Genomic DNA, 20,323 nt, shown 5'->3' on the forward strand with positions numbered 1-20,323 from the left:
CGCTCACGCCACGTCGATGACCGTCAGTCGACGCGTCGGCCGCGTCATCGCGACGTAGACCGCCGCGGCGGCCCGCGCCGCGTCCGCCCCCACGCGGTCCGGGTCGACGAGCAGGACGCCGTCGAACTCCAGGCCCTTCGCGTCGGCCCCGGTCAGCACCGTGACCGACCCGGGCCGGGGCGACCCGAGCGAGCGGACGTCCGCCTCGGTCCGGGCGAGACGCTGTCGCACGGCGTCGACGTCCGCCTCGGGCACGATGACGCCGATCGTGCCGGAGCCGATGTGCGCCCGCTCGGTGTCGACGACCGACGCGACGGTGTCGAACAGGTCCGCGCGGGACGCCTGCAACCGCACCACGGGGTCGCCGTCGCGCACAGCCTCGTTCCGGGTGACCGTCAGACCCGCAGCGTCGGCGAACTCCCCCGCGGCCTGCACGATGGAGCGGGGCGTGCGGTAGTTCACCGTGAGCTCCTCGACGCGGTGCGCGATCGGCACCTGCGGGGCACGGCCGCGGCGACGACGGGCGAGGGCGCCGATGACGTCGTCCCACGTGCGGGCGGCACCGGGCGAGGAGCCCTGCGCCATGTCGCCGACGATCGTGAACGACCGGAGCGGGTTCCGGCGGGCGAGGACCCGCCACTGCATCGGGGAGAGCTCCTGCGCCTCGTCGACGACGATGTGCCCGTAGGTCCACTCGCGGTCCTCGGCGGCACGTTCGGCGGTGCTCCGGGCGTCCCCGCCCTCGGCGAAGGACCCGGCGACCTGCTCGGCGGTGACGATGCCCTCGACGCCCATGTTCTCGATCGCCTGGCGGGCGTTCTCGATGTCGCGGTTGCGGCTCGCCTTCGCCGCACGCTTCGCCGCGCCGCCGGTGGGGTCGAACGGGCCGAGGAGTTCGGCGGCTTCGTCGAGGAGCGGGACGTCCTCCACCGTGGACGCGGCCCCGCGAGCGCGCAGCAGCAGCGCGCGGCGCTCCGGGGTCCAGTGCGGGGTGAGCGACGCCAGCCAGTTCGGTCGGGCGTAGAGGTCCTCGAGGAACTTCTCCGGCGACAGCGGCAGCCACGCGGTGTTGAGCAGCACGCGGGCGTCGTACGACGAGCGGATGTCCTCGCGCAGGACCTTCTCGTCCGCCTCGTCGACCGCGGTGCCGCGGGCGCGGAGCTGGTCGGCGAGCAGGCGGGTCATCGCGTCGAGGGCGATCTTGTTGAACGTGACCCGTGCGACGTTGTGCGGCTTGCCCCGGTCCTGCGCACGCTTCATGGCGTCGGCGACGAGCTCGGGCGGCACCACGAGCCGTTCCCCCTCGACGTCGAGCGTGACGGACTCGGTCGGGACGACCTGCCGGGACCGCACGGCGCGGCGGAACAGCTGCGCCATCTCGGCCGAGCCCTTCACCGCGGCGACGTCACGGTGGTCGTGCTTCGTCGCGTGGACGCCCGGGTACAGCGACCCGAGGGACGCCATCACCACACCGGTCTCGCCGAGCGACGGCAGCACCTGCTCGATGTAGGTCAGGAACGCCGGGGACGGACCGACCATGAGCACGCCGGAGCCCCGGAGGCGCTCGCGGTACGAGTACAGCAGGTAGGAGGCGCGGTGCAGCGCGACGGCGGTCTTGCCGGTGCCGGGGCCGCCCTGCACGATGAGGACGCCCTCGAGCGGTGAACGGATGATCCGGTCCTGCTCGCCCTGGATCGTCGCGACGATGTCCGTCATCCGACCGGTGCGCTCGGCGGTGACGGCCGCGAGCAATGCGCCCTCGCCCTGCAGGTGCGTGCGTTCGTCGTCGTAGAGGGTGGCGTCGAAGACCTCGTCCTCGATGCCGACCACACTGCGCCCGTCGAGGGTCAGGTGCCGGCGCGCGCGCATGCCCATCGGGTGCGCGGCGGTCGCCTGGTAGAAGGCACTCGCACCGGGGACGCGCCAGTCGAGCAGGAGCGGGCGGTGCTCGCGGTCGCGCAGTCCGACGCGGCCGATGTAGCGGAAGGCGTCCTCGTCGCTGTCTGGCTCGGAGACCTCGAGCCGGCCGAAGACCAACCGGTCCCCCACGCGCTCGAGCGTCGCCATGGTGTCCTCGTAGAGCCGCGCGTAGGCGTCGCGCTCGCTGCGGCTCTGGTGGTTCCCGCCGACCGCCTGACGGCGGGTCTCGGCGAGTCGCTGTTCGGCCTCGGCGGTCAGCTCGTCGAGTCGGGCGAAGAGCCCGTCCACGTAGCCACGCTCGCGGTCGATCTCGGTCGGTTCGGACACACACAACCCTTCGGGAAAGAGGGGTGTCCAGTGTAGTCCCGCCGGACCGACACCGCAGACGGGACCGCGGAACGGACGGGAGGCGCGGTGCCAGTTGGCACCGCGCCTCCAGTCCGTCGGACGCGAAGCGTCTACATCTCCTCGTGCGTGTCCGGGTCGCCGTCCCAGAGGCGGCCGCGCTCGAGCGCGGAGATCGCTGCGACCTCGGCGTCGGTCAGCTCGAAGCCGAAGACGTCGAGGTTCTCGCGCTGCCGTGCCGCGTCGCCCGACTTCGGCACCGGGACGGCACCGATCTGGACGTGCCAGCGGAGCACGACCTGACCCGGGGCGACCCCGTGCGCGGCGGCCGCGTCGACGATCGGCTGCTCGGTGAGGAGCTCCGACCGCTTCGCGAGGGGGCTCCAGCTCTCGGTCACGATCCCGAGCTCCTGGTGCACCTTCCGCAGTGCGGCCTGCGGGAAGTACGGGTGCAGCTCGACCTGGTTCACGGCCGGCGCGACCCCGGTGGCGTCGACGATGCGACGGAGGTGCTCCGGCGTGAAGTTCGAGACGCCGATCGAGCGGACCTTGCCGCTGTCGCGGAGGTCGACGAACGCCTTCCAGGTGTCGACGAACTTGTCCACCGACGGGTTCGGCCAGTGGATGAGGTACAGGTCGACGTGGTCGAGGCCGAGGTTCCCGAGTGTCTCGTCGATCGACCGGTGCGCCTCGTCGTAGCCGTGGTGACGACCGGGGAGCTTCGACGTGACGACGAGGTCCTCACGCTCGACCTCGGACTCACGCACGGCCTTGCCCACGGCGTCCTCGTTGCCGTAGTTGAGCGCCGTGTCGAGCAGCCGGTAGCCGCTCGAGATCGCGGTGCCGACCGCGGCGGCGCCCTCGTCGCCGTTCAGCCCGTAGGTCCCGAGACCGAGCTCGGGGGACCGGTGACCGTCGTTCAGCTCGATCGTCGGGGCACCGACCTGCATCAGCGGACCCCGAGCAGGTCGATCACGAAGATGAGGGTCTTGCCGGAGAGGAAGTGTCCGCCGCCGGCCGGGCCGTAGGCGAGCTCCGGCGGGACGACGAGCTTGCGGCGCCCGCCGACCTTCATGCCGGGGATGCCCTCCTGCCAGCCGCGCACCAGGGCTGCGAGGGGGAAGTCGATCGGCTCGCCGCGGTTCCAGGAGCTGTCGAACTCCTCGCCCGTCTCGTACTCGACGCCGGCGTAGTGGACCTTGACGGTCGAGCCCGCGGAGGCCACCTCGCCGGAGCCCTCGACGATGTCGGTGATGACGAGCTCGGTGGGGGCCGGGCCCTCGGGGGCGTCGAACTCGGGCTTGCTGTTCAGGTCAGTCATGCCGCAAGTCAACCAGAGACGGCGGACAGCCCCCAGAATGGTTCCACCGTGACACGAACCGAACCGCGACGCCGCATCCTCGCCGACCTCACCCCGCTCCGCCGCTCCCCCGCCTTCGCGCGACTCTGGGCCGGCACCGCCATCGCCGGCATCGGCACGCAGATGACGACCGTGGCCGTCGGCCTCGAGGTCTACGAGATCACCCACTCGACCTTCGCCGTGGCACTCGTGGGCGTCATCGCGCTGCTGCCGATGATCGTCGCCGGACTGTACGGCGGGATGCTCGCGGACGCCTTCGACCGGCGCACCGTCGCGGTCGTCTCGTCGATCATCGCCTGGGCCGCGGTCGCGCTGATCGCCACGCACGCCTGGCTCGGGCTGCACAGCGTCCTGCTCCTCTACGTGCTCGCGACCGTGAACGCGGTGGCCGCGACCGTCAGCAACGCCGCACGCTCGGCGATCGTGCCGCGCCTGGTCGGCACCGACCTGCTGCCCGCGGCGAGCGCCCTCGGCGGGATCGCGGCCGGCTTCCAGGTCACCGTCGGGCCCGCGGTCGCCGGTGTGCTCATCGCCGCGGTCGGGTTCGCGCCGACCTACACGATCGACGTCGTCCTGTTCACCTTCGCGTTCCTCGGCGTCCTCACCCTGCCCCGGATGCCCGCCGACCACGACGCGCTCCGGCCCGGGCTCAGCTCCCTGATCGAGGGCGCGCGGTTCCTCCGGAGGTCCCGCAACATCACCATGACGTTCGTCCTCGACATCTGCGCGATGACGTTCGGGCAGCCGCGTGTGCTGTTCCCCGCGATCGGCGCGCTCGTCATCGGCGGCGGGTCGATCACGGTCGGCACACTGACCGCCGCGTACGCGATCGGCGCGCTCCTGTCGAGCGTGTTCTCCGGTCCGCTCGGGCACGTCCGCCGACAGGGCGAGGCCGTCGGCTGGGCCATCACGGCGTACGGCGGGGCGATCGCGGCCTTCGGTGTCGTCATCGCCCTCGCCGGCGTGCTCGGCGGCCGGGCCGGCGAGTCGTTCTCGGTCGGCATCCTGCCCGCGCTCGGGCTGGCCGCGCTGTTCCTCGCCGCGGCCGGTGGCGCGGACAACGTCAGTTCGGTGTTCCGCAACACGATCCTGCAGGCGGCGTCGCCGGACGGGATGCGCGGGCGCCTGCAGGGCATCTTCATCGTGGTGGTCACGGGTGGGCCGCGGCTCGGTGACCTCTACGCGGGGCTCGTCGTCGCCGCGGGCATCGCGTACCCGCCGATCATCGGCGGCGTGCTCATCATCGGCCTCGTCGCGCTGCTCCTCCGCCTGGTGCCGTCGTTCCGCCGCTACGACGCCCTCCACCCCCACGCCAACTGACCCCTGCCGCGAAGCACCGGTGTTCGCGCGTGGAACACCCGCGTTCCGCGGTGCGGAGCGTGAACACCGGTGTTCCGCAGGTGCGCCAGCGCAACCAACAGGCGGACTGGAGGCACGGGGCGGCGCCGCCACGCGCCTCCAGGCCGTCACGTGTCGGGTACCGTACAACGCATGCCGGACAGCGCCTCGCGCGATCTCCAGCGGACGGGAGTCCGCGCCGTCGTCCGGCGCACCTACCACTCCGTGATCCGGCACCGCGTCGTCGACGCGGCGGCGTCGCTGACGTTCTTCGCCCTGCTGACGGTGTTCCCGACCGCGCTCACCGTCGTGTCCGCGCTGTCCATCGTCGACCGGCAGGGCGACAGCCTGTCGGACATCATCGAGGTGCTCGGGTTCATCGTGCGCCCCGAGACCGCGCAGCACCTCGAGGGTCCGCTCCGACAGCTCCTCACGCTCGACAACCCGTGGCTCGGGTTCTCGACCGGGGTCGTCCTGACGCTGTGGTCGCTGTCCGGGTACGCGACCGCGTTCGGCCGGGCGATGAACACCGCGTACGAGGTCGAGGAGGGGCGCCGGATCTGGAAGTTCCGCAGCATGATGCTCCTCGTCACGCTGCTCGTCATGGCCGGCGGTGCGATCGCGATCGTCATCCTGCTCGGCACCCCGACGATCTCCGCCGCGGTCATCCGGCAGCTCGGATGGGCACCGTGGATCGACGACGTGTGGAACGTGGTGAAGTGGCCCGTCCTCGCGGCCGACCTCGTGGTGATGGTCGCCGTGCTCTACTACGCGACGCCGAACGTGAAGACGCCGCAGCTGCGGTGGGTGTCCGCCGGCGCCGGGTTCGCGATCGTGACCTGGGCGATGGCGACGCTCGGGTTCTCGATCTACGTCGAGACCATCGGTGGCGGCAACAAGGCGTACGGCTGGCTCGGTGGCGCGATCCTGCTGCTCGTGTACCTGTACATCTCGAACTTCGTGCTGGTCGTCGGTGGGGAGCTCGACTCCGAGGTGATCCGGATGCGGCAGCTGCTCGCGGGGATCGAGGCCGACGAGTCGATCCGCCTGCCGCTCCGGGACGTCACGAGGAACTTCACGCTCGCGCGCTGGCGGGACGCGGACATCGCGGCCGCCCACCACGTCCGGACCGCGGCCATGCAGCGCATCGACGATGGCGAGTCGCCCGAGTCGGAGGAGCAGCGGGAGCACCTGCGGGAGATGTCCCAGCAGGTGCGGGCCGGCGAGGCCCCGCTGCCGTAGCGCGCTCGCGCCGTACGTGCCGCGCACGGTGCGAGGGGTAGCCCGCAGTGTGCGAGGTTCCGCGCAGCGTGGGACCCGCGCGGCCTCGCACACTGGCCGGAACCTCGCACCGTCGGGCGGCCTCGCACGGTGCGAGTGGCACGTGCCGGGCGCCGCGCCGTCAGTCGCGCCGGGTCTCCCGGGCCGCAGCGTCGAGCATCTCCTCGGTGACGACGGGGATCGCCCCGGTCGCGAGCTCGATGCCCGACAGCCGCGCCGGGCTGAGCACCCGCTGCACCTGGTCCTCCTCCATCAGCCCCGCGGCGATGACGAGCGTGGCGATCGGCGTCGAGGTCGTCAACGCCGTGTGCGCGATCGACGCAGCGGCCGCGTAGCCGATGTACGGCGTGAGGGCAGTGACGACCCCGACGTTCGTGTCGACCTGCGCCGCGAGCTTCGCCTCGTTCGCCTCGATGCCGACGACGCAGTGGTCCCGGAGCGTCGCGCAGCCGTTCGCCATCCACTGCAGGGACTGCATGATCGAGTGCGCGATGATCGGCTCGAAGGCGTTGAGCTGCAGCTGACCGCCCTCGGCCGCCATGGTCACGGTGGTGTCCGCACCGGCGACGGCGAACGCGATCTGGTTCACCACCTCCGGGATCACCGGGTTGACCTTGCCGGGCATGATCGACGACCCCGCCTGGCGAGCCGGGAGGGTGATCTCGCCCAGCCCCGCCTGCGGCCCCGACGCGAGCAGCCGCAGGTCGTTGCAGATCTTCGAGAGCTTCGCCGCGCTGCGCTTCACGGTGCCGGAGAGGGTCATGAAGGCGCCGGCGTCGCTCGTGGCCTCGATGAGGTCGGGGGCCGTCACGATGTCGAGGCCGCTCGCGACCTGGAGCTGCCGACGGACCTCGTCGCGGTACTGCGGGTCCGCCGTGATGCCCGTGCCGATCGCCGTCGCCCCGAGGTTCGTCTCCGCCAGCAGCGGCATGACCGTGCGGAGCAGGACGACGTCCTCCTGGATGGTGTGCGAGAACCCGGTGAACTCCTGGCCGAGCGTCATCGGCACCGCGTCCTGCAGCTGCGTGCGGCCGATCTTGAGGACGTCGGAGAAGGCACGCCCCCGCTCGGCGAACGCGTCGGACAGGAGCGACAGCTGCTCGGTCAACCGCTGCACGCCGAAGATCATCGCGAGCTTCACGCTCGTCGGGTAGGTGTCGTTCGTGGACTGGCTGCGGTTGACGTGGTCGATCGGGTGCAGGTACCCGTAGTCGCCCTTCTCGCGGCCGAGGAGCTCGAGGGCCCGGTTCGCCAGGACCTCGTTCGTGTTCATGTTCGTGCTGGTGCCCGCCCCGCCCTGCACGACGTCGACGACGAACTGGTCGCGAAGACGACCGTCCCGGACCTCCTGCGCGGCGCGGTCGATGGCGTCGGCCCGCTCGGCGTCGAGCACCCCGATCGCCTTGTTCGCCCGGGCGGCGGCCTGCTTCACGGTGGCGAGGGCCTCGATGAGGTCCGGGTACACCGCGATCGGCACCGACGTGATCGGGAAGTTCTCCAGCGCGCGGAGGGTGTTGATGCCCCAGTACGCGTCCGCCGGGACCTCCCGCGAGCCGAGCGAGTCGGTCTCGGTGCGGGTCTGGGCGCGCTCGTGGGTCTGTGCTGCTTCGTTGCCGGTCACGCCCACGAGGGTAGCCCGTCCGGCCGGTCGGGTCCCGGCCCCGGCGTGTGCGGGCGCGTCGCGGCTCTCGCCCGCCCGACGAGTGAGCAGGAATCGTCGGGTCCACGCGTGGAACCCGACGATCCCTGCTCACTGACGCGCGGCCCGACGACGCACGCGGTGACGGCCTGGAGGCGCGGTGCGGGCTGGCACCGCGCCTCCAGGCCGTCAGGGGGTCGCGCCCAGGGCGCGCATCGCCGTCAGTGGAACTGCGGGACGATCAGGTAGATGCCGTAGAGCACGGCTGCGCCGCAGACGGCGAAGCAGACGACCGAGAGCGTGCGGAACCAGCGCACCGCCGCCGTGACGTTCGACGGGTGCGGGAACCCGACGGTCGCCGGACCGATCGTGCCGTCGTCCTTCACGGTGAACTTGCCCGCGCGGGTGTCGGCGGCACTCCAGAAGCGCAGGCCGATCGAGTAGACGGTGACCACGAAGCACGCACCGATCAGCGACACGATCGCCACGGTCAGGAACGCGAACCAGTCGATGCCCATCAGGCGCCCCTCTCCGTGCGGAAGGCGAAGCAGCGCAAGTCAATCCCGATACGCATCAGCGACGACCTCCCTTGCGGCCGGCCATCCGGCGGAGCGTGCGCTCCCGGCTCAGCTCGGCACGGCGTGCGGCGACGTTCTCCGCGCGCTTCTTGCGCTGCAGGTCGCGGAGTTCCTTGCGGGTGAAGACCGCGTTCGCGGCGACGTCGACCTCGATCGCGGCGGCCTGCTCGTGCGGCTTGCGGAGTGACCAGAGGTACAGGCCGAGGATCACGGCGGCACCGACGAGCGCGTCGATGACCAGACCGGTCACCCCGAGGCGCGCGATGCCCGAGGCCACCGCGCCGACCGCGGCCGCCGCCGGCAGGGTGATGAACCAGGCGATGACGATCTTGCCGGCGGTCGACCACTGGATCTTCGACCCGCGGCGACCGAGCCCGGCGCCGATGATCGAGCCGGAGGACACCTGCGTGGTCGAGAGCGCGAAGCCGAGGTGGCTCGACGCCAGGATCGTCGCGGCGGTGGACGCCTCGGCCGCGAAGCCCTGCGTCGCGCGGATCTCGGTGATGCCCGATCCGAGCGTGCGGATGATGCGCCAGCCACCGGTGTAGGTGCCGAGGGCGATCGCGAGCGCACAGGCGACGACGACCCAGAACTGCACGCCCTGGTTCGACGACTGCGCACCCGACGCGATGAGGGTGAGGGTGATGACGCCCATCGTCTTCTGCGCGTCGTTCGTGCCGTGCGCGAGGGACACCATCGAGCTCGTGAAGATCTGACCGATGCGGAAGCCACCGCGCTCGTTCGGGAACACCGGGCGCTTGGTGATCCGGTAGGCGATGCGGGTCGACAGGAAGGACACCAGCGCCGCGATCACCGGCGACAGGAAGGCCGGGATGATCACCACCGTCAGCAGGGCCGCGTAGTTGACCGCGTTGAACCCGGCACCGACGATCGCGGCACCGATGAGCCCACCGAACAGCGCGTGCGAGGACGACGACGGCAGCCCGCGCAGCCACGTGATCATGTTCCAAACGACCGCGCCGATGAGGCCCGCGAAGATCATCTCGGGCGAGATCGCCACACCGCCGGGCCCCTCGTTGATGAGGCCGTGCGAGATCGACGTCGCGACGGCGGTGCTGAGGAACGCACCGACGAGGTTGAGCACCGCGGCGACCGTGACGGCCACCTTGGGCTTCATGGCCCCGGTGGCGATCGGTGTCGCCATCGCGTTGGCGGTGTCGTGAAAACCGTTTGTGAAGTCGAAGAAGAGGGCCAACGCGATGACCAGGACGACTATGAGTGTGATGTCCACCGCGGGCCAGTGTTCCCCATCAGACGCCCCGAGGGCAAACCCTGTCGGAAACCTGTTGTTCACCGGACCTTCAGAGTCGTTCAGCATTCGAACCATGCCGATGGGAGAATGTACGGATGGACACCGTCGAGCTCCTCATCCTGTTGGTCGGATCGCTCGCGGTGACGGGGTTCGCTCGGGCGAAGGGGCTGCCCGCTCCGCTGCTCGTGACCGCGGTCGCGCTCGCGGCGTCGTTCCTGCCGGGACTCCCGCCGATCGAGATCGACTCCGAGGTCATCCTGACGCTGATCCTGCCGCCGCTGCTCTACTCGGCCGCCCTCGACGTGTCGTGGCAGAGCTTCCGGCAGTCCATCAAGCAGATCCGCCGTCTCGGCATCTTCCTCGTGATCATCACCGCGCTCGCGGTCGGCGTGGTCGCGTACTTCCTCATCCCCGACATGACGCTGCCGGCGGCGATCCTGCTCGGCGCCATCGTGGCCCCGCCGGACGCCGTGTCGGCCGCAGCGATCGGTCGGAAGCTCGGTCTCCCCCGACGGGTGATGACGGTGCTCTCCGGCGAGAGCCTGATCAACGACGCGGCCTCGCTGACCCTGGTGCGGGTGTTCACGCTGATCATCGCCGGCACCTCGCTCACGGTGTGGCAGGACCTCGGGATCTTCGGGCTCGCGATCGGAGTCGGTCTCGCGGTCGGCATCGTCCTCGGGGTGCTCGTGCACTGGATCCGGATGCGGATCAGCGACCCCGTGGTCGAGACGATCATGAGCATCCTGCTGCCGTTCGTCGCGTACATCCTGGCCGAGGACCTCTCCGGCTCCGGGGTCATCGCGGTCGTCACCGCCGGCCTCTACATCGGCTACAACTCGCCGAAGGAGGGCTACGCCACCCGACTCCAGGAACGCCCGCTGTGGACGAGCATCGACGTCATCCTCGAGGGGTTCGTCTTCGCCCTCATCGGCCTGCAGCTCAACACCGTCGTGCAGGACCTCGTCGAGAGCGAGCGCAGTCTGGCGCAGACGCTCACGGCCGCGGGGGTGGTGCTCGTCGTCGTGATCCTGGTGCGGCCGCTGTTCATCTTCGAGTCGTACGTCCGGAACCGGTTCAACGGCCGGTGGTTCCGACCACTGCGCATCCGCCTGTCCCGCGGGCACCCATCGCTGCGGTGGATGCGCGGTTCGGCCGAGCCGAAGCTCAACTGGCGGGAGCTCACGGTCATCTCGTGGACGGGCATGCGCGGCGTGGTCACCCTCGCCGCCGCGGTGTCCGTCGTCGCCAGCCCGACGAAGATCCCGGCGCAGGACACCATCTTCGTGATCGCGTTCATCGTGACGGTCGGCACCCTGCTGCTCCAGGGCCTGACGCTGCCGTTCGTCATCCGCTCCCTCAAGGTGCAGGACCCGGCCGAGGACGACGAGGACATCCGCAGCGAGATGCGGCTCAACCAACGCACCACCGAGGCTGCGATCGAGTTGCTCGAGAAGCGTCGCCCCGACTGGGCGCAGCAGTTCGGCACCGAGGCCGTCGACTCCGTGGTGAACCGGCTGAAGGCCCGACTCGAACGCCAGGCCGAGACGTTCCGCCGCGACGCCGAGGAAGAGGAGGACGAGGAGCGCAACGCCCCGGTCCGTCTCCGTGGCTCGCAGATCCAGGACATCCGGCGAGAGCTGCTCGACCGGCGTCGGGAGATCGTGCTCGAGGAACGCGAGAAGGGGAACCTCGACGAGGAGGTCATGCGCCGGGTGCTCGTGACGCTCGACGCGGAGGAGCTCGCGATGGACTCCGCGCAGGCCTCCCGCAGCCGGTCCTGAGCGTCCGAGCCGCCCAGCGCGCGTGCGGCCCTCCGGGCGTATCCTGGCGGCCCGACCCAGAACAGGAGCGCTACGCCGAGTGAGCACGCCGCGGAACGACGTCCCCAGGAACAACGACCTCCCGGATCGTGATGGTGGGCCGCGGCAGAACCCCGCTCCGAAGCAGCGTGCGACGCGCCCCTCCACCCGGGGTGGATCGAAGCCCCGACGTGGTGCCCCGGTCGCCGGCACCCGCCCGGGCCGTACCGGCAGCGGTGGCAGCGGCGGCAGCGCCCGCGTTCGCCAGGCCCCCGTCCCGGAGCCACAGCGGATCAGCCGCTACCGACGCTGGTTCGGCACGCTCCACCCCTCGCTGCAGCTCATCGGCCTGCAGCTCTGGATGCCGCTCTTCTTCATCGTCGGCTTCTGCCTCTGCTACGTCTTCGCGTTCCACGCCCCGCACCCGCACGACGTCCCGATCGCCCTCGTCGGCAGCGATCCGACCCTCGTCGCGGCGATGGACAAGGCGCTCCCGGGCGAGTACCTCTTCCACACCTACGACTCCCTCGCGCAGGCGAAGCGCGACGTCCTCGCCGGCACCATGGCGGTCGCGTACGACCCGTCCACGAACGAGGTCTTCAAGGCCACGGCGCACCAGTTCCAGGTCGCCTCGCTCGTCCCCGTGACGCTGAGCACCGTCCTGACCGGCATCGGGGTGGCCGCGCCGACCGTCACCGAGCTCGCACCCCTCCCCGCCTGGGACGAGTACGGCACCGTCGCCATGTACGTCATGCTCGCGTGGTGCATCGGCGGCTACATGGTCGCGATGTTCATCGGCATCATGGGCGGCCCGCTCCGGCACCGCACCCGGATGGCGGTCATCGTCGTCGGGGGCCTCGTGATCTCGCTCATCACGAACACGCTCGCCGGCCCCGTCGTCGGCGCGATCCACGGACACTGGATCGAGCTCGTCCTCATCGCCTGGGGCTGGATCGTCGCGATCGGCCTGGCGGTCAACGGCCTGAGCTACTTCGTCGGCCGCTTCATCGCCGCACCGGCCATGATCTGCTTCGTCTTCCTGTCGATGCCCTCGTCCGGTGGCGCGTACCCGAAGTGGTTCATGCCGGAGCCCTTCGCGTGGCTCAACAACGTGGTCGTCGGCTCGAGCATGGTCGACATGATCAAGCACCAGATCTACGGCGTCGGCCCGTCGTACTCGCGCGGCCTCATCACGATGGCCTGCTACGCCGGCGCCGGACTCGTGCTCATGTACTTCGGCAAGATGTGGTGGGAGCGCCGCCGCATCCGCGCCATCGTCACCGGCCGCACCACGATGTTCCAGGACGCCCAGACCGCGAACCGCGAGTTCCTCGGCACGCAGCGCGACGCCGAGCTCGAGCGCCACGGGTTGACCTCGACGGAGACCGGCACCCTGAGCGTGCTGCACGACGCCGACTGGGAGGACGACCGCGCGAACGGCGACGTCTTCATGGGCGGCCGCGACGGCCTCGAGACCGAGACCACCCCGACCGGGCGCATCCCCGTGGTGCGTGGCGCGGACCGCACCGGTCCGGTGCAACGGCCTGGAGGCGCGGGAACCGGCCCACGGACCCGTCCCGTCCCCCGCGTGGACGGTTCACGGACCCCGGTCCGGTCCGACGCGTCGGGTCGCGACGCGGACGACGGGCGCCCGCACGGTCGCCACGCGGACCGCTGACGCCGCGGACGCGGGCGGCCTGCTGACGCCCGATGTTCGACATGGCACGCGTCGATCGACCGGCGCAATGTCGAACGGTACGAACGCATCGAGTGCACGCGCATCCACCGACACCGCACGCGTCGATCGACGAGCGTGGTGTCGCACGGTGCACGTGCATCGTCGGTTGCCCGCGACCAGTGACGTCCCGGGCCGGCGGGTATCCTGGAGGCATGAACCCCCGCATCGCCTGGCACCGCGTCCTCGTCACCGTCGTCGTCGTGTTCCTCGTGCTGACGGTCGGCTTCTACGCCGCGAGCGTGCTCCTCGCACCCGCTGACGGCCGGAACGTCGCGGGACTGTTCGTGGGCTGGGCGATGTTCGCCATGGTCGGCGCGATCGTCTTCGGCATCATCGACTTCTTCGTCCGCCCGCTCGGTGGCCGGAGCGGTGACGCCGAGGTGATGGCCGCCGCCGAGGAAGCCCGCACCGGCAGCACCCGCACCCAGACCCGTTAGGCCGGGGGTTCGACCCCGGTACCGGTGTAGCCCGACACCGTCGCGTCGTCCTCGGCGAACGTGAAGCGGGCCCGCACCGATCCCCCGCGGAGCACCCCCGGCAGCCAGTACTTCGCGTCGTCCCACATGGCGTCGTACGGAACGGCCTCGACCGGGATCCACCGGGGCTCGAGTTCGTCGCTGCCCGACGGGTTGCCCTGCCAGCGGCGGCAGACGAAGACGTCCGAGACCTGGGACCAGGACGGACGGTACGGGAACTTGTAGTCCAACGTGCCCCGCGCCTCCAGGTCGTCCGTCTCGATCCGCAGGCCGACCTCCTCAGCGACCTCGCGTACCGCGGTCTCGACCGCGGACTCCCCCGGCTCCCGCTTGCCGCCGGGGCCGACGAGGCGGCCCGTGCCGAGGCCGCGCCGCTTCTCGCCGAGGAGCACCTCGGCACCGTGCGCCCCGTCGCGCACCAGGTAGACGACCACCACGGCGGGGTGCTGGGACTTGCTCTCGTCGCGCGGGTTCACGCGTCAAGTCTGGCCGAAGTTCTGGCGTAGGCTTTTTCCATGGCAGGCGTGCTGCGGGGGCATCATGGCTGAGTCTCGCAGGGCGGGGCGCAGCCTCGAAGTGCTGCGTGCCGAGGCCGCCGAGGAGATCTCGATGCTCGTCGAGCACCGGAGCCGCCAGGGCGAGGACCCGTGGGAGTTCATGCCGACGCTCCCCACCATCGACGAGCAGGTCGTCCTCATCCTCCGCGCGGACGCCGTCGAGCTCGACGCTGCGATCGGGCAGCGGAGTGCGCAGTGGTCCATGCACCCGGCGTCCGGCCAGGGCACCCGCCTCGGCGAGGAGTACCACCGGCTGCGGCGCATCGCACTGCAGCACCCGGAGCTGACCCCGGCGGTGTGGAAGCTCCTGGGCGCTCTGCCCGAGGCCGGCTAGGTCCTTCCCGGCCGGGCTGCGGTTGGATGGGGACATGACCGAAACCGTCCTCGCCGTCCTGAACCAGCCCTCGCGCGACGCTGCACCGCACGACCCCGCCGCGGATGCCTTCACGTTCGCCGGGCCGCTCGAGGAGCACATCCAGGTGCAGGACCTCGGCATCATCCGCGGCGACGGCGTCTTCGAGACGATCACCGTCGTCGACGGGCACCCGCAGGCCGTCGAGCCGCACCTCGCCCGCTTCGAGCGCTCGGCGCGGATGCTCGACCTGCCCGCCCCCGACGTGGACGCCTGGCGCCGAGCGATCGAGGCCGTGTGCGCCGAGCTGGACCCGGTCCGCGAGGCGATGGTGAAGACCGTCCTCACCCGTGGCGTCGAGGGTTCCGACCGGCCGACCGGCTGGGTGTACGCCGCGCCGTCCGGCGACTCGACCGCTGCGCGCACCGAGGGGATCTCGGTCGTCACGCTCGACCGGGGCTACCGGCACGACGTCGAGCGGACCTCCCCGTGGCTGCTGCAGGGCGCGAAGACGCTGTCCTACGCGGTGAACATGGCGGCCCTGCGCGAGGCGGCCCGCCGCGGCGCGGACGATGCCGTCTTCGTCTCCACCGACGGCTACGTGCTCGAGGGCACCCGCGCCAACCTGATCCTCTCCGTCGGCGGTCGGCTCGTGACGCCGCGCACCGACATCGGGATCCTCGCGGGCACCACGCAGGCGGACGTCTTCCGGTTCGCCGAGGAGTCGGGCATCGAGACGGCGTACGAACTCGTCACGCTCGACGACTTCCACGCGGCGGACGCGGCCTGGCTCGTGTCGAGCGTTCGGCAGGCGGCCCCGATCCGTGCGGTGAACGGGAACGAGCGGGCGATCGACGCCGGGCTCACCACCCGGATCAACGACTTCCTCCTGGCGCGCGAGGTCTGATCAGGTGATCAGATGACGGACTGGAGGCGCGGCGCCAGCTGGCACCGTGCCTCCCGTCCGTCGGCGGTCGCTACCAACGCGGCGTGGTGACGCCCGTCCCGTCGGCCCAGGTGAAGACGGACTTGCCGTCGATCCAGACGCGCATCGCGCGGCTGGTGGCGTCGAGCGGGTCACCGTCCCAGAGGACGAGGTCGGCGTCGTAGCCCTCGGCGAGACGACCGACGCGGTCACCGAACCCGAGGAACTCGGCCGGGTTCGTGGTGAGCGCCTCGAGCGCGGTCTGGCGCGGCAGGCCCTCCTTGACGGCGGCGGTCGCCTGGTCGACGAGCATGTTGATCGGCACGACGGGGGCGTCCGTGGTGATGGCGACACGGACCCCGGCGGCGGCGATCGTGGCGAGGTTCGGGATGCCGCGGTCGCGGAGCTCCACCTTCGAGCGGCTCGTGAAGAGCGGGCCGTAGATGACGGGGATGTCCTTCTCGGCGAGGACGTCGGCGATCTTGTGCGCCTCGGTGCCGTGGTTGACGACGAGGCGGTAGCCGAACTCCTCGGACAGGCGGATCGCGGTGGCGATGTCGTCGTGGCGGTGGGTGTGCTGGTCCCACACGAGCTCGCCGTCGAGGACGCGGACGAGGGTCTCCTTCGTGAGGTCGCGGGCGAACGGCTCGTCCTTCGCCGCGGCGGCGTCACGGGCGGCGCGGTAGTTCCGCGCCTCGACGAAGGCGTCGCGGATGATCTTGGCGACCCCGAGACGGGTGGACGGCGTCTGTCCCTTGCCGCCGTACACGCGCTTCGGGTTCTCGCCGAGCGCGCTCTTGATGCTCACCGAGTCCGAGATGAGCTGCTCGTCGATCGTGCGCCCGCCCCAGGTCTTGATCGCGACGCTCTGGCCGCCGATCGGGTTGCCGGACCCGGGCTTGACGACGATCGAGGTGATGCCGCCGGCGAGGGCGTCGCGGAAACCCTCGTCGTCGATGTCGATCGCGTCGATCGCCCGGACGCCGGCCATGTTCGGGCCGGTCATCTCGTTCGTGTCGTTGCCCGCTTCGCCGTTGGCTTCCTCGTGGATGCCGACGTGCCCGTGCGCCTCGACGAAGCCGGGCACGAGCCACGCACCAGCGGCGTCGACGACCTCGAGCCCCGGGGGCGGCGTGACGTCCGGGCCGAGGGCCGTGATCGTGCCGTCCTCGACGACGACCGTGCCGTCGAACTCGGGGGCGGAGACAGGGACCACGTGCGCGTTGGTGACGACGAAGGAGTTGCTCATGTCACCACGGTATCGAGATGAGCCGACATCTCTGTCATGCATACAACATGCCGATTCCTGGCGTGCGCGGGCGTGGGTCTCCTACGGTCGCCGGACCACGACGTCCACGCCACCCGGAGGAAGCATGCCGATCGACGAGCATCCCTGGCCCGCGCACACCACACGCACGGGGCCGTGGCGCAGCAGCGTCCGCCTTCCCCGTCACGATCGTCGGACGACCTCGATCAGCACCTCGATCCCGCCGTGCATCGCCGGCGCCACGTGGGTCCCCGATCGCGAGACCGAGGCGCTGCTCGACCGCGCCGCCACGGCGCTGACGGAGCTGGACGAGCGGCACGGCGCGGACCTCGGGGCGCTCGGCGGTGCACTCGACCGGACCGAGGCCGTCGCGTCCTCCCGCATCGAGCAGGAATCGGCGACCCTCGACGACGTCGCCCGTGCCGTGGTCGGCGTCCGCGCGAACACGAGCGCGGTGGCTGTGGTGCGTGCCGGGGACGCCATCGAACGGCTGGTCTCGTCGGCCGGCTCCGGAACCATCACGCCGACCGCGGTGCTCGACGCCCACCGCGCACTCATGCGGGACGACCCGGTCGACGGTCGGTACGCCGGCCGGTACCGCGACGTGCAGAACTGGATCGGCGGGGGCGTCACACCCCGGCTCGCACGTCACGTTCCCCCACCGCCCGAACTCGTCCCGGCACTCATGGACGACCTGTTCGCGTTCCTCCACCGTGACGACCTGCACCCCGTCGCGCAGGCCGCGATCGGGCACGCGCAGTTCGAGTCGATCCACCCGTTCACCGACGGCAACGGGCGGATCGGGCGGGCCCTGGTCGGCGCGGTCCTGCGTCGGCGCGGCATCACACGGGTGCTGACCGTACCGGTCGCCACCGCACTCGTCGCAGAACAGGACCGGTACTTCTGGCACCTGGAGCGGTACCGGGACGGCCGGGTCGACGCGTGGATCCGCGACCTCGCGATCGCCGTCGGCACCGTCTGCGACGAGGCCACCCTCACCGCGCTGCTGCTCGCCGAGGCATCCGCCGGACTGGGCCCCACGGTGCGCTCCGTCATCGGGGACGATCCGATCCTGACCGAGGACCGCCTGGCGGACGGCCTCCGTGCGGCCGGACTGCACCACGACACAGCGGTCGACACCGTCGCCGCGGACCTCTGCCGGCGCGGAGTGCTCCGCGCGGTGACCGAACGCCGGCGGAACCGTGCGTGGGTGGTCGTCGCGCTGGCCGACGAGCTCGCGGCGTTCGGCGATCGCGTCCGGGCCGCCGTCCTGCAACGGGCGAATAGGGTGGGGTGGTGAGCAGCGAGCACGCCCAGGCCACCCCGCCCACCGCCGCCAAGCGGCCCGTGACACGGACCCACCACGGCATCGACTTCGTCGACGACTACGAGTGGCTGCGGGACAAGGAATCACCCGACACCCTGGCCTACCTCGAGGCCGAGAACGCCCACACCGACGCGGCGACCGCGCACCTCGGTGCCCTGCGTGACCGGATCTTCACCGAGGTCAAGGACCGCGTGCAGGAGACCGACCTCTCCGTGCCGGTGCGGATGGGCGACTGGTGGTACTTCACCCGGACGTCCGAGGGCAGCCAGTACGGCGTGCACTGCCGTGCCCCGATCAGCGGCCCCGACGACTGGACGCCGCCCGCGGTGGTCGAGGGCGAGGCCACGCTCCCCGGCGAGCACGTCGTCCTCGACGGCAACGCCCTCGCCGACGGGCACGAGTTCTTCTCCCTCGGCACCTACGACATCAGCGACGACGGCACCCGGCTCGTCTACGGCATCGACGTCGAAGGCGACGAGCGGTACACCCTGCACGTCCGCGACCTCACGTCCGGCGCCGACCTCGGGGACGAGATCCCGAACACCGGCGCCGGTGCGACCTTCGACCCGTCCGGTCGCTACGTGTTCTACCCGACCGTCGACGACTCCTGGCGTCCGGACCGGATCTGGCGACACACCGTCGGCAGCACCGCCGCCGAGGACGTCGTCGTGTTCGAGGAACCCGACGACCGCTACTGGGTCGGCGTGGGCGTCACCCGGTCGTCGCAGTACATCGTCATCGAGCTCGGTTCGAAGATCACGTCCGAGGCCCTCGTCCTCGACGCCGCAGACCCCACGGGCGAGTTCCAGATCGTGTGGCCGCGGCGCGAGGGCGTCGAGTACGAGATCGAGCACGCGATCGTCGGCGGCAGCGACCGCTTCCTCGTGCTCCACAACGACGGCGCCGAGAACTTCGAACTCGTGGACGTCCCCGCCGACGACCCGATGTCCGAGCGGGACCGACGCGTCGTCGTCGCGCACCACACCGAGCGGCGCATCGAGTCGGTGGACGCCTTCGCCGGTCACCTCGCGCTGGAGTACCGGTCCGAGGCACTCCCCCGTGTCGCGATCATCCCGATCGAGGGCGACGGCTACGGTGACGCGCACGAGGTCCCCTTCGACGAAGCCCTGTTCTCCGCCGGACTCGGTGGGAACCCCGAGTGGGACCAGCCCACCCTCCGCATCGGTTTCACCTCGTTCGTCACGCCGTCCGAGATCAGCGATCTCGATCTCGCGACCGGCGAGGTCACCGTCCTGAAGCGCCAGCCCGTCCTCGGCGGGTACGACCCCGCCGACTACGTGCAGGAACGCGACTGGGCGACCGCGACGGACGGCACGCGCGTCCCGATCTCGCTCGTCTGGCGTCGTGACGCCGTCGACACCGATCGACCGGCGCCCCTGCACCTGTACGGCTACGGGTCGTACGAGCACTCGATCGACCCGGGGTTCAGCGTCATGCGACTGTCGATGCTCGACCGCGGTGTGGTGTTCGCGGTGGCGCACGTCCGCGGCGGTGGCGAGATGGGGCGGCACTGGTACGAGAACGGCAAGACCCTCACGAAGAAGAACACCTTCACCGACTTCGTCGCGGTCGCGTCGCACCTCATCGAGTCCGGCCGGACCAGCGCCGACCGGCTCGTCGCCGAGGGCGGCAGCGCGGGAGGCCTGCTGATGGGCGCCGTGGCGAACCTCGCTCCCGAACGCTTCGCCGGCATCCTCGCCGCCGTGCCCTTCGTCGACGCGCTGACGAGCATCCTCGACCCCGACCTCCCGCTCACCGTGATCGAGTGGGACGAGTGGGGCGACCCGCTGCACGACGCCGAGGTCTACCGCTACATGAGCGAGTACACCCCCTACGAGAACGTCCGGTCCGACGTGCAGTACCCGAGGATCCTCGCGGTGACCTCGATCAACGACACCCGTGTGCTCTACGTCGAGCCCGCGAAGTGGACGGCGAAGCTGCGCGAGGTCGGCGCGCCCGTCCTGCTCAAGACCGAGATGGCCGCCGGACACGGTGGCGTCAGCGGCCGGTACGACTCGTGGAAGGAGCGGGCGTTCGAGCTCGCGTGGCTGCTCGACGTCCTCGGCCTGGCGGACGACGAGTCCGCCTGACGAGCGTGCGGCGCGCGTCGAACGCGCGCCGCAC

The 20,323-nt window shown here is 71.0% G+C and carries 17 protein-coding genes; 9 read left to right on the forward strand and 8 right to left on the reverse strand.

Going from position 1 to position 20,323, the window contains the following annotated elements; translation table 11 throughout:
- Positions 1–3: 3 nt before the first annotated feature.
- The 3 genes from ABIC61_RS09600 to ABIC61_RS09610 all read right to left on the reverse strand — a co-directional run bounded on the left by ABIC61_RS09600 (position 4) and on the right by ABIC61_RS09610 (position 3,586).
- Positions 4–2,247: a HelD family protein gene (locus ABIC61_RS09600; protein WP_354029719.1), complete on the reverse strand. Its 2,244-nt coding sequence runs from the start codon at positions 2,245–2,247 to the stop codon at positions 4–6.
- A 131-nt stretch (positions 2,248–2,378) separates the two neighbouring features.
- A complete protein-coding gene (locus ABIC61_RS09605; protein WP_354029720.1) occupies positions 2,379–3,215 on the reverse strand; it encodes an aldo/keto reductase in 837 nt (278 codons plus the stop codon).
- Positions 3,215–3,586 carry an FKBP-type peptidyl-prolyl cis-trans isomerase gene (locus tag ABIC61_RS09610; protein WP_354029721.1) on the reverse strand — a complete coding sequence of 124 codons (372 nt, stop codon included), beginning with the start codon at positions 3,584–3,586 and terminating at the stop codon, positions 3,215–3,217. Before ABIC61_RS09610 ends, ABIC61_RS09605 begins: the two co-directional genes overlap by 1 nt.
- Before the next feature lie 48 nt (positions 3,587–3,634).
- On the opposite strand from ABIC61_RS09610, the gene ABIC61_RS09615 reads away from it, so the two are divergent.
- Together ABIC61_RS09615 and ABIC61_RS09620 are read left to right on the forward strand one after the other, a co-directional pair.
- Positions 3,635–4,945 (forward strand): MFS transporter, encoded by a 1,311-nt coding sequence (locus ABIC61_RS09615; RefSeq protein WP_354029722.1) that lies wholly within the window; start codon positions 3,635–3,637, stop codon positions 4,943–4,945.
- 171 nt (positions 4,946–5,116) lie between these two features.
- Complete coding sequence (locus ABIC61_RS09620) at positions 5,117–6,205, forward strand: YihY/virulence factor BrkB family protein (RefSeq protein ID WP_354029723.1); 1,089 nt, start codon at positions 5,117–5,119, stop codon at positions 6,203–6,205.
- A 160-nt stretch (positions 6,206–6,365) separates the two neighbouring features.
- Here the strand turns inward: ABIC61_RS09620 and ABIC61_RS09625 are convergent, their stop codons facing one another.
- From ABIC61_RS09625 to ABIC61_RS09635, 3 genes are all read right to left on the reverse strand, one after another.
- Positions 6,366–7,865, reverse strand: coding sequence for an aspartate ammonia-lyase (locus ABIC61_RS09625; RefSeq protein ID WP_144754702.1), 1,500 nt, complete (start codon positions 7,863–7,865; stop codon positions 6,366–6,368).
- 239 nt (positions 7,866–8,104) lie between these two features.
- Entirely contained in the window at positions 8,105–8,401 is a 297-nt protein-coding gene (locus tag ABIC61_RS09630) for a hypothetical protein (protein WP_144754705.1), read from the reverse strand.
- Positions 8,402–8,456: 55 nt separating this feature from the next.
- Positions 8,457–9,713, reverse strand: a complete 1,257-nt coding sequence (locus tag ABIC61_RS09635) for an inorganic phosphate transporter (protein WP_260852667.1) — start codon at positions 9,711–9,713, stop codon at positions 8,457–8,459.
- A 116-nt stretch (positions 9,714–9,829) separates the two neighbouring features.
- Between ABIC61_RS09635 and ABIC61_RS09640 the strand changes: the two genes are divergently transcribed.
- The 3 genes from ABIC61_RS09640 to ABIC61_RS09650 all read left to right on the forward strand — a co-directional run bounded on the left by ABIC61_RS09640 (position 9,830) and on the right by ABIC61_RS09650 (position 13,711).
- Positions 9,830–11,518: a cation:proton antiporter gene (locus ABIC61_RS09640; RefSeq protein ID WP_354029724.1), complete on the forward strand. Its 1,689-nt coding sequence runs from the start codon at positions 9,830–9,832 to the stop codon at positions 11,516–11,518.
- Positions 11,519–11,597: 79 nt separating this feature from the next.
- Positions 11,598–13,214 carry an ABC transporter permease gene (locus ABIC61_RS09645; RefSeq protein ID WP_354029725.1) on the forward strand — a complete coding sequence of 539 codons (1,617 nt, stop codon included), beginning with the start codon at positions 11,598–11,600 and terminating at the stop codon, positions 13,212–13,214.
- 212 nt (positions 13,215–13,426) lie between these two features.
- Positions 13,427–13,711, forward strand: a complete 285-nt coding sequence (locus ABIC61_RS09650; RefSeq protein WP_144754715.1) for a hypothetical protein — start codon at positions 13,427–13,429, stop codon at positions 13,709–13,711.
- On the opposite strand, the gene ABIC61_RS09655 is transcribed toward ABIC61_RS09650, so the two are convergent.
- Positions 13,708–14,226 (reverse strand): 8-oxo-dGTP diphosphatase, encoded by a 519-nt coding sequence (locus ABIC61_RS09655; protein ID WP_354029726.1) that lies wholly within the window; start codon positions 14,224–14,226, stop codon positions 13,708–13,710. The two genes, ABIC61_RS09650 and ABIC61_RS09655, sit on opposite strands and share 4 nt — an antisense overlap.
- Before the next feature lie 64 nt (positions 14,227–14,290).
- On the opposite strand from ABIC61_RS09655, the gene ABIC61_RS09660 reads away from it, so the two are divergent.
- Both ABIC61_RS09660 and ABIC61_RS09665 read left to right on the forward strand, forming a co-directional pair.
- Positions 14,291–14,641, forward strand: coding sequence for a tryptophan synthase subunit alpha (locus tag ABIC61_RS09660; protein WP_354029727.1), 351 nt, complete (start codon positions 14,291–14,293; stop codon positions 14,639–14,641).
- 34 nt (positions 14,642–14,675) lie between these two features.
- On the forward strand, positions 14,676–15,566 hold the full coding sequence (locus ABIC61_RS09665; protein ID WP_354029728.1) for an aminodeoxychorismate lyase: 891 nt from the start codon (positions 14,676–14,678) through the stop codon (positions 15,564–15,566).
- Between the two features lie 70 nt (positions 15,567–15,636).
- On the opposite strand, the gene ABIC61_RS09670 is transcribed toward ABIC61_RS09665, so the two are convergent.
- A complete protein-coding gene (locus ABIC61_RS09670) occupies positions 15,637–16,833 on the reverse strand; it encodes an amidohydrolase (protein WP_354029729.1) in 1,197 nt (398 codons plus the stop codon).
- 124 nt (positions 16,834–16,957) lie between these two features.
- Between ABIC61_RS09670 and ABIC61_RS09675 the strand changes: the two genes are divergently transcribed.
- Together ABIC61_RS09675 and ABIC61_RS09680 are read left to right on the forward strand one after the other, a co-directional pair.
- Positions 16,958–18,151 carry a Fic family protein gene (locus ABIC61_RS09675; RefSeq protein WP_354029730.1) on the forward strand — a complete coding sequence of 398 codons (1,194 nt, stop codon included), beginning with the start codon at positions 16,958–16,960 and terminating at the stop codon, positions 18,149–18,151.
- Entirely contained in the window at positions 18,148–20,289 is a 2,142-nt protein-coding gene (locus ABIC61_RS09680) for a S9 family peptidase (protein WP_354029731.1), read from the forward strand. Before ABIC61_RS09675 ends, ABIC61_RS09680 begins: the two co-directional genes overlap by 4 nt.
- The last annotated feature ends 34 nt before the right edge of the window (positions 20,290–20,323 follow it).

This window comes from Curtobacterium sp. 1544, assembly GCF_040544915.1.
GTDB lineage: Bacteria > Actinomycetota > Actinomycetes > Actinomycetales > Microbacteriaceae > Curtobacterium > Curtobacterium pusillum_C.

Coding starts and splice junctions, on each gene's coding strand:
- ABIC61_RS09630 (WP_144754705.1), bottom strand. CDS start 8,401: ATGGGCATCGACTGGTTCGCGTTCCTGACCGTGGCGATCGTGTCGCTG.
- ABIC61_RS09610 (WP_354029721.1), bottom strand. CDS start 3,586: ATGACTGACCTGAACAGCAAGCCCGAGTTCGACGCCCCCGAGGGCCCG.
- ABIC61_RS09665 (WP_354029728.1), top strand. CDS start 14,676: ATGACCGAAACCGTCCTCGCCGTCCTGAACCAGCCCTCGCGCGACGCT.
- ABIC61_RS09640 (WP_354029724.1), top strand. CDS start 9,830: ATGGACACCGTCGAGCTCCTCATCCTGTTGGTCGGATCGCTCGCGGTG.
- ABIC61_RS09620 (WP_354029723.1), top strand. CDS start 5,117: ATGCCGGACAGCGCCTCGCGCGATCTCCAGCGGACGGGAGTCCGCGCC.
- ABIC61_RS09650 (WP_144754715.1), top strand. CDS start 13,427: ATGAACCCCCGCATCGCCTGGCACCGCGTCCTCGTCACCGTCGTCGTC.
- ABIC61_RS09675 (WP_354029730.1), top strand. CDS start 16,958: ATGCCGATCGACGAGCATCCCTGGCCCGCGCACACCACACGCACGGGG.
- ABIC61_RS09605 (WP_354029720.1), bottom strand. CDS start 3,215: ATGCAGGTCGGTGCCCCGACGATCGAGCTGAACGACGGTCACCGGTCC.
- ABIC61_RS09670 (WP_354029729.1), bottom strand. CDS start 16,833: ATGAGCAACTCCTTCGTCGTCACCAACGCGCACGTGGTCCCTGTCTCC.
- ABIC61_RS09660 (WP_354029727.1), top strand. CDS start 14,291: ATGGCTGAGTCTCGCAGGGCGGGGCGCAGCCTCGAAGTGCTGCGTGCC.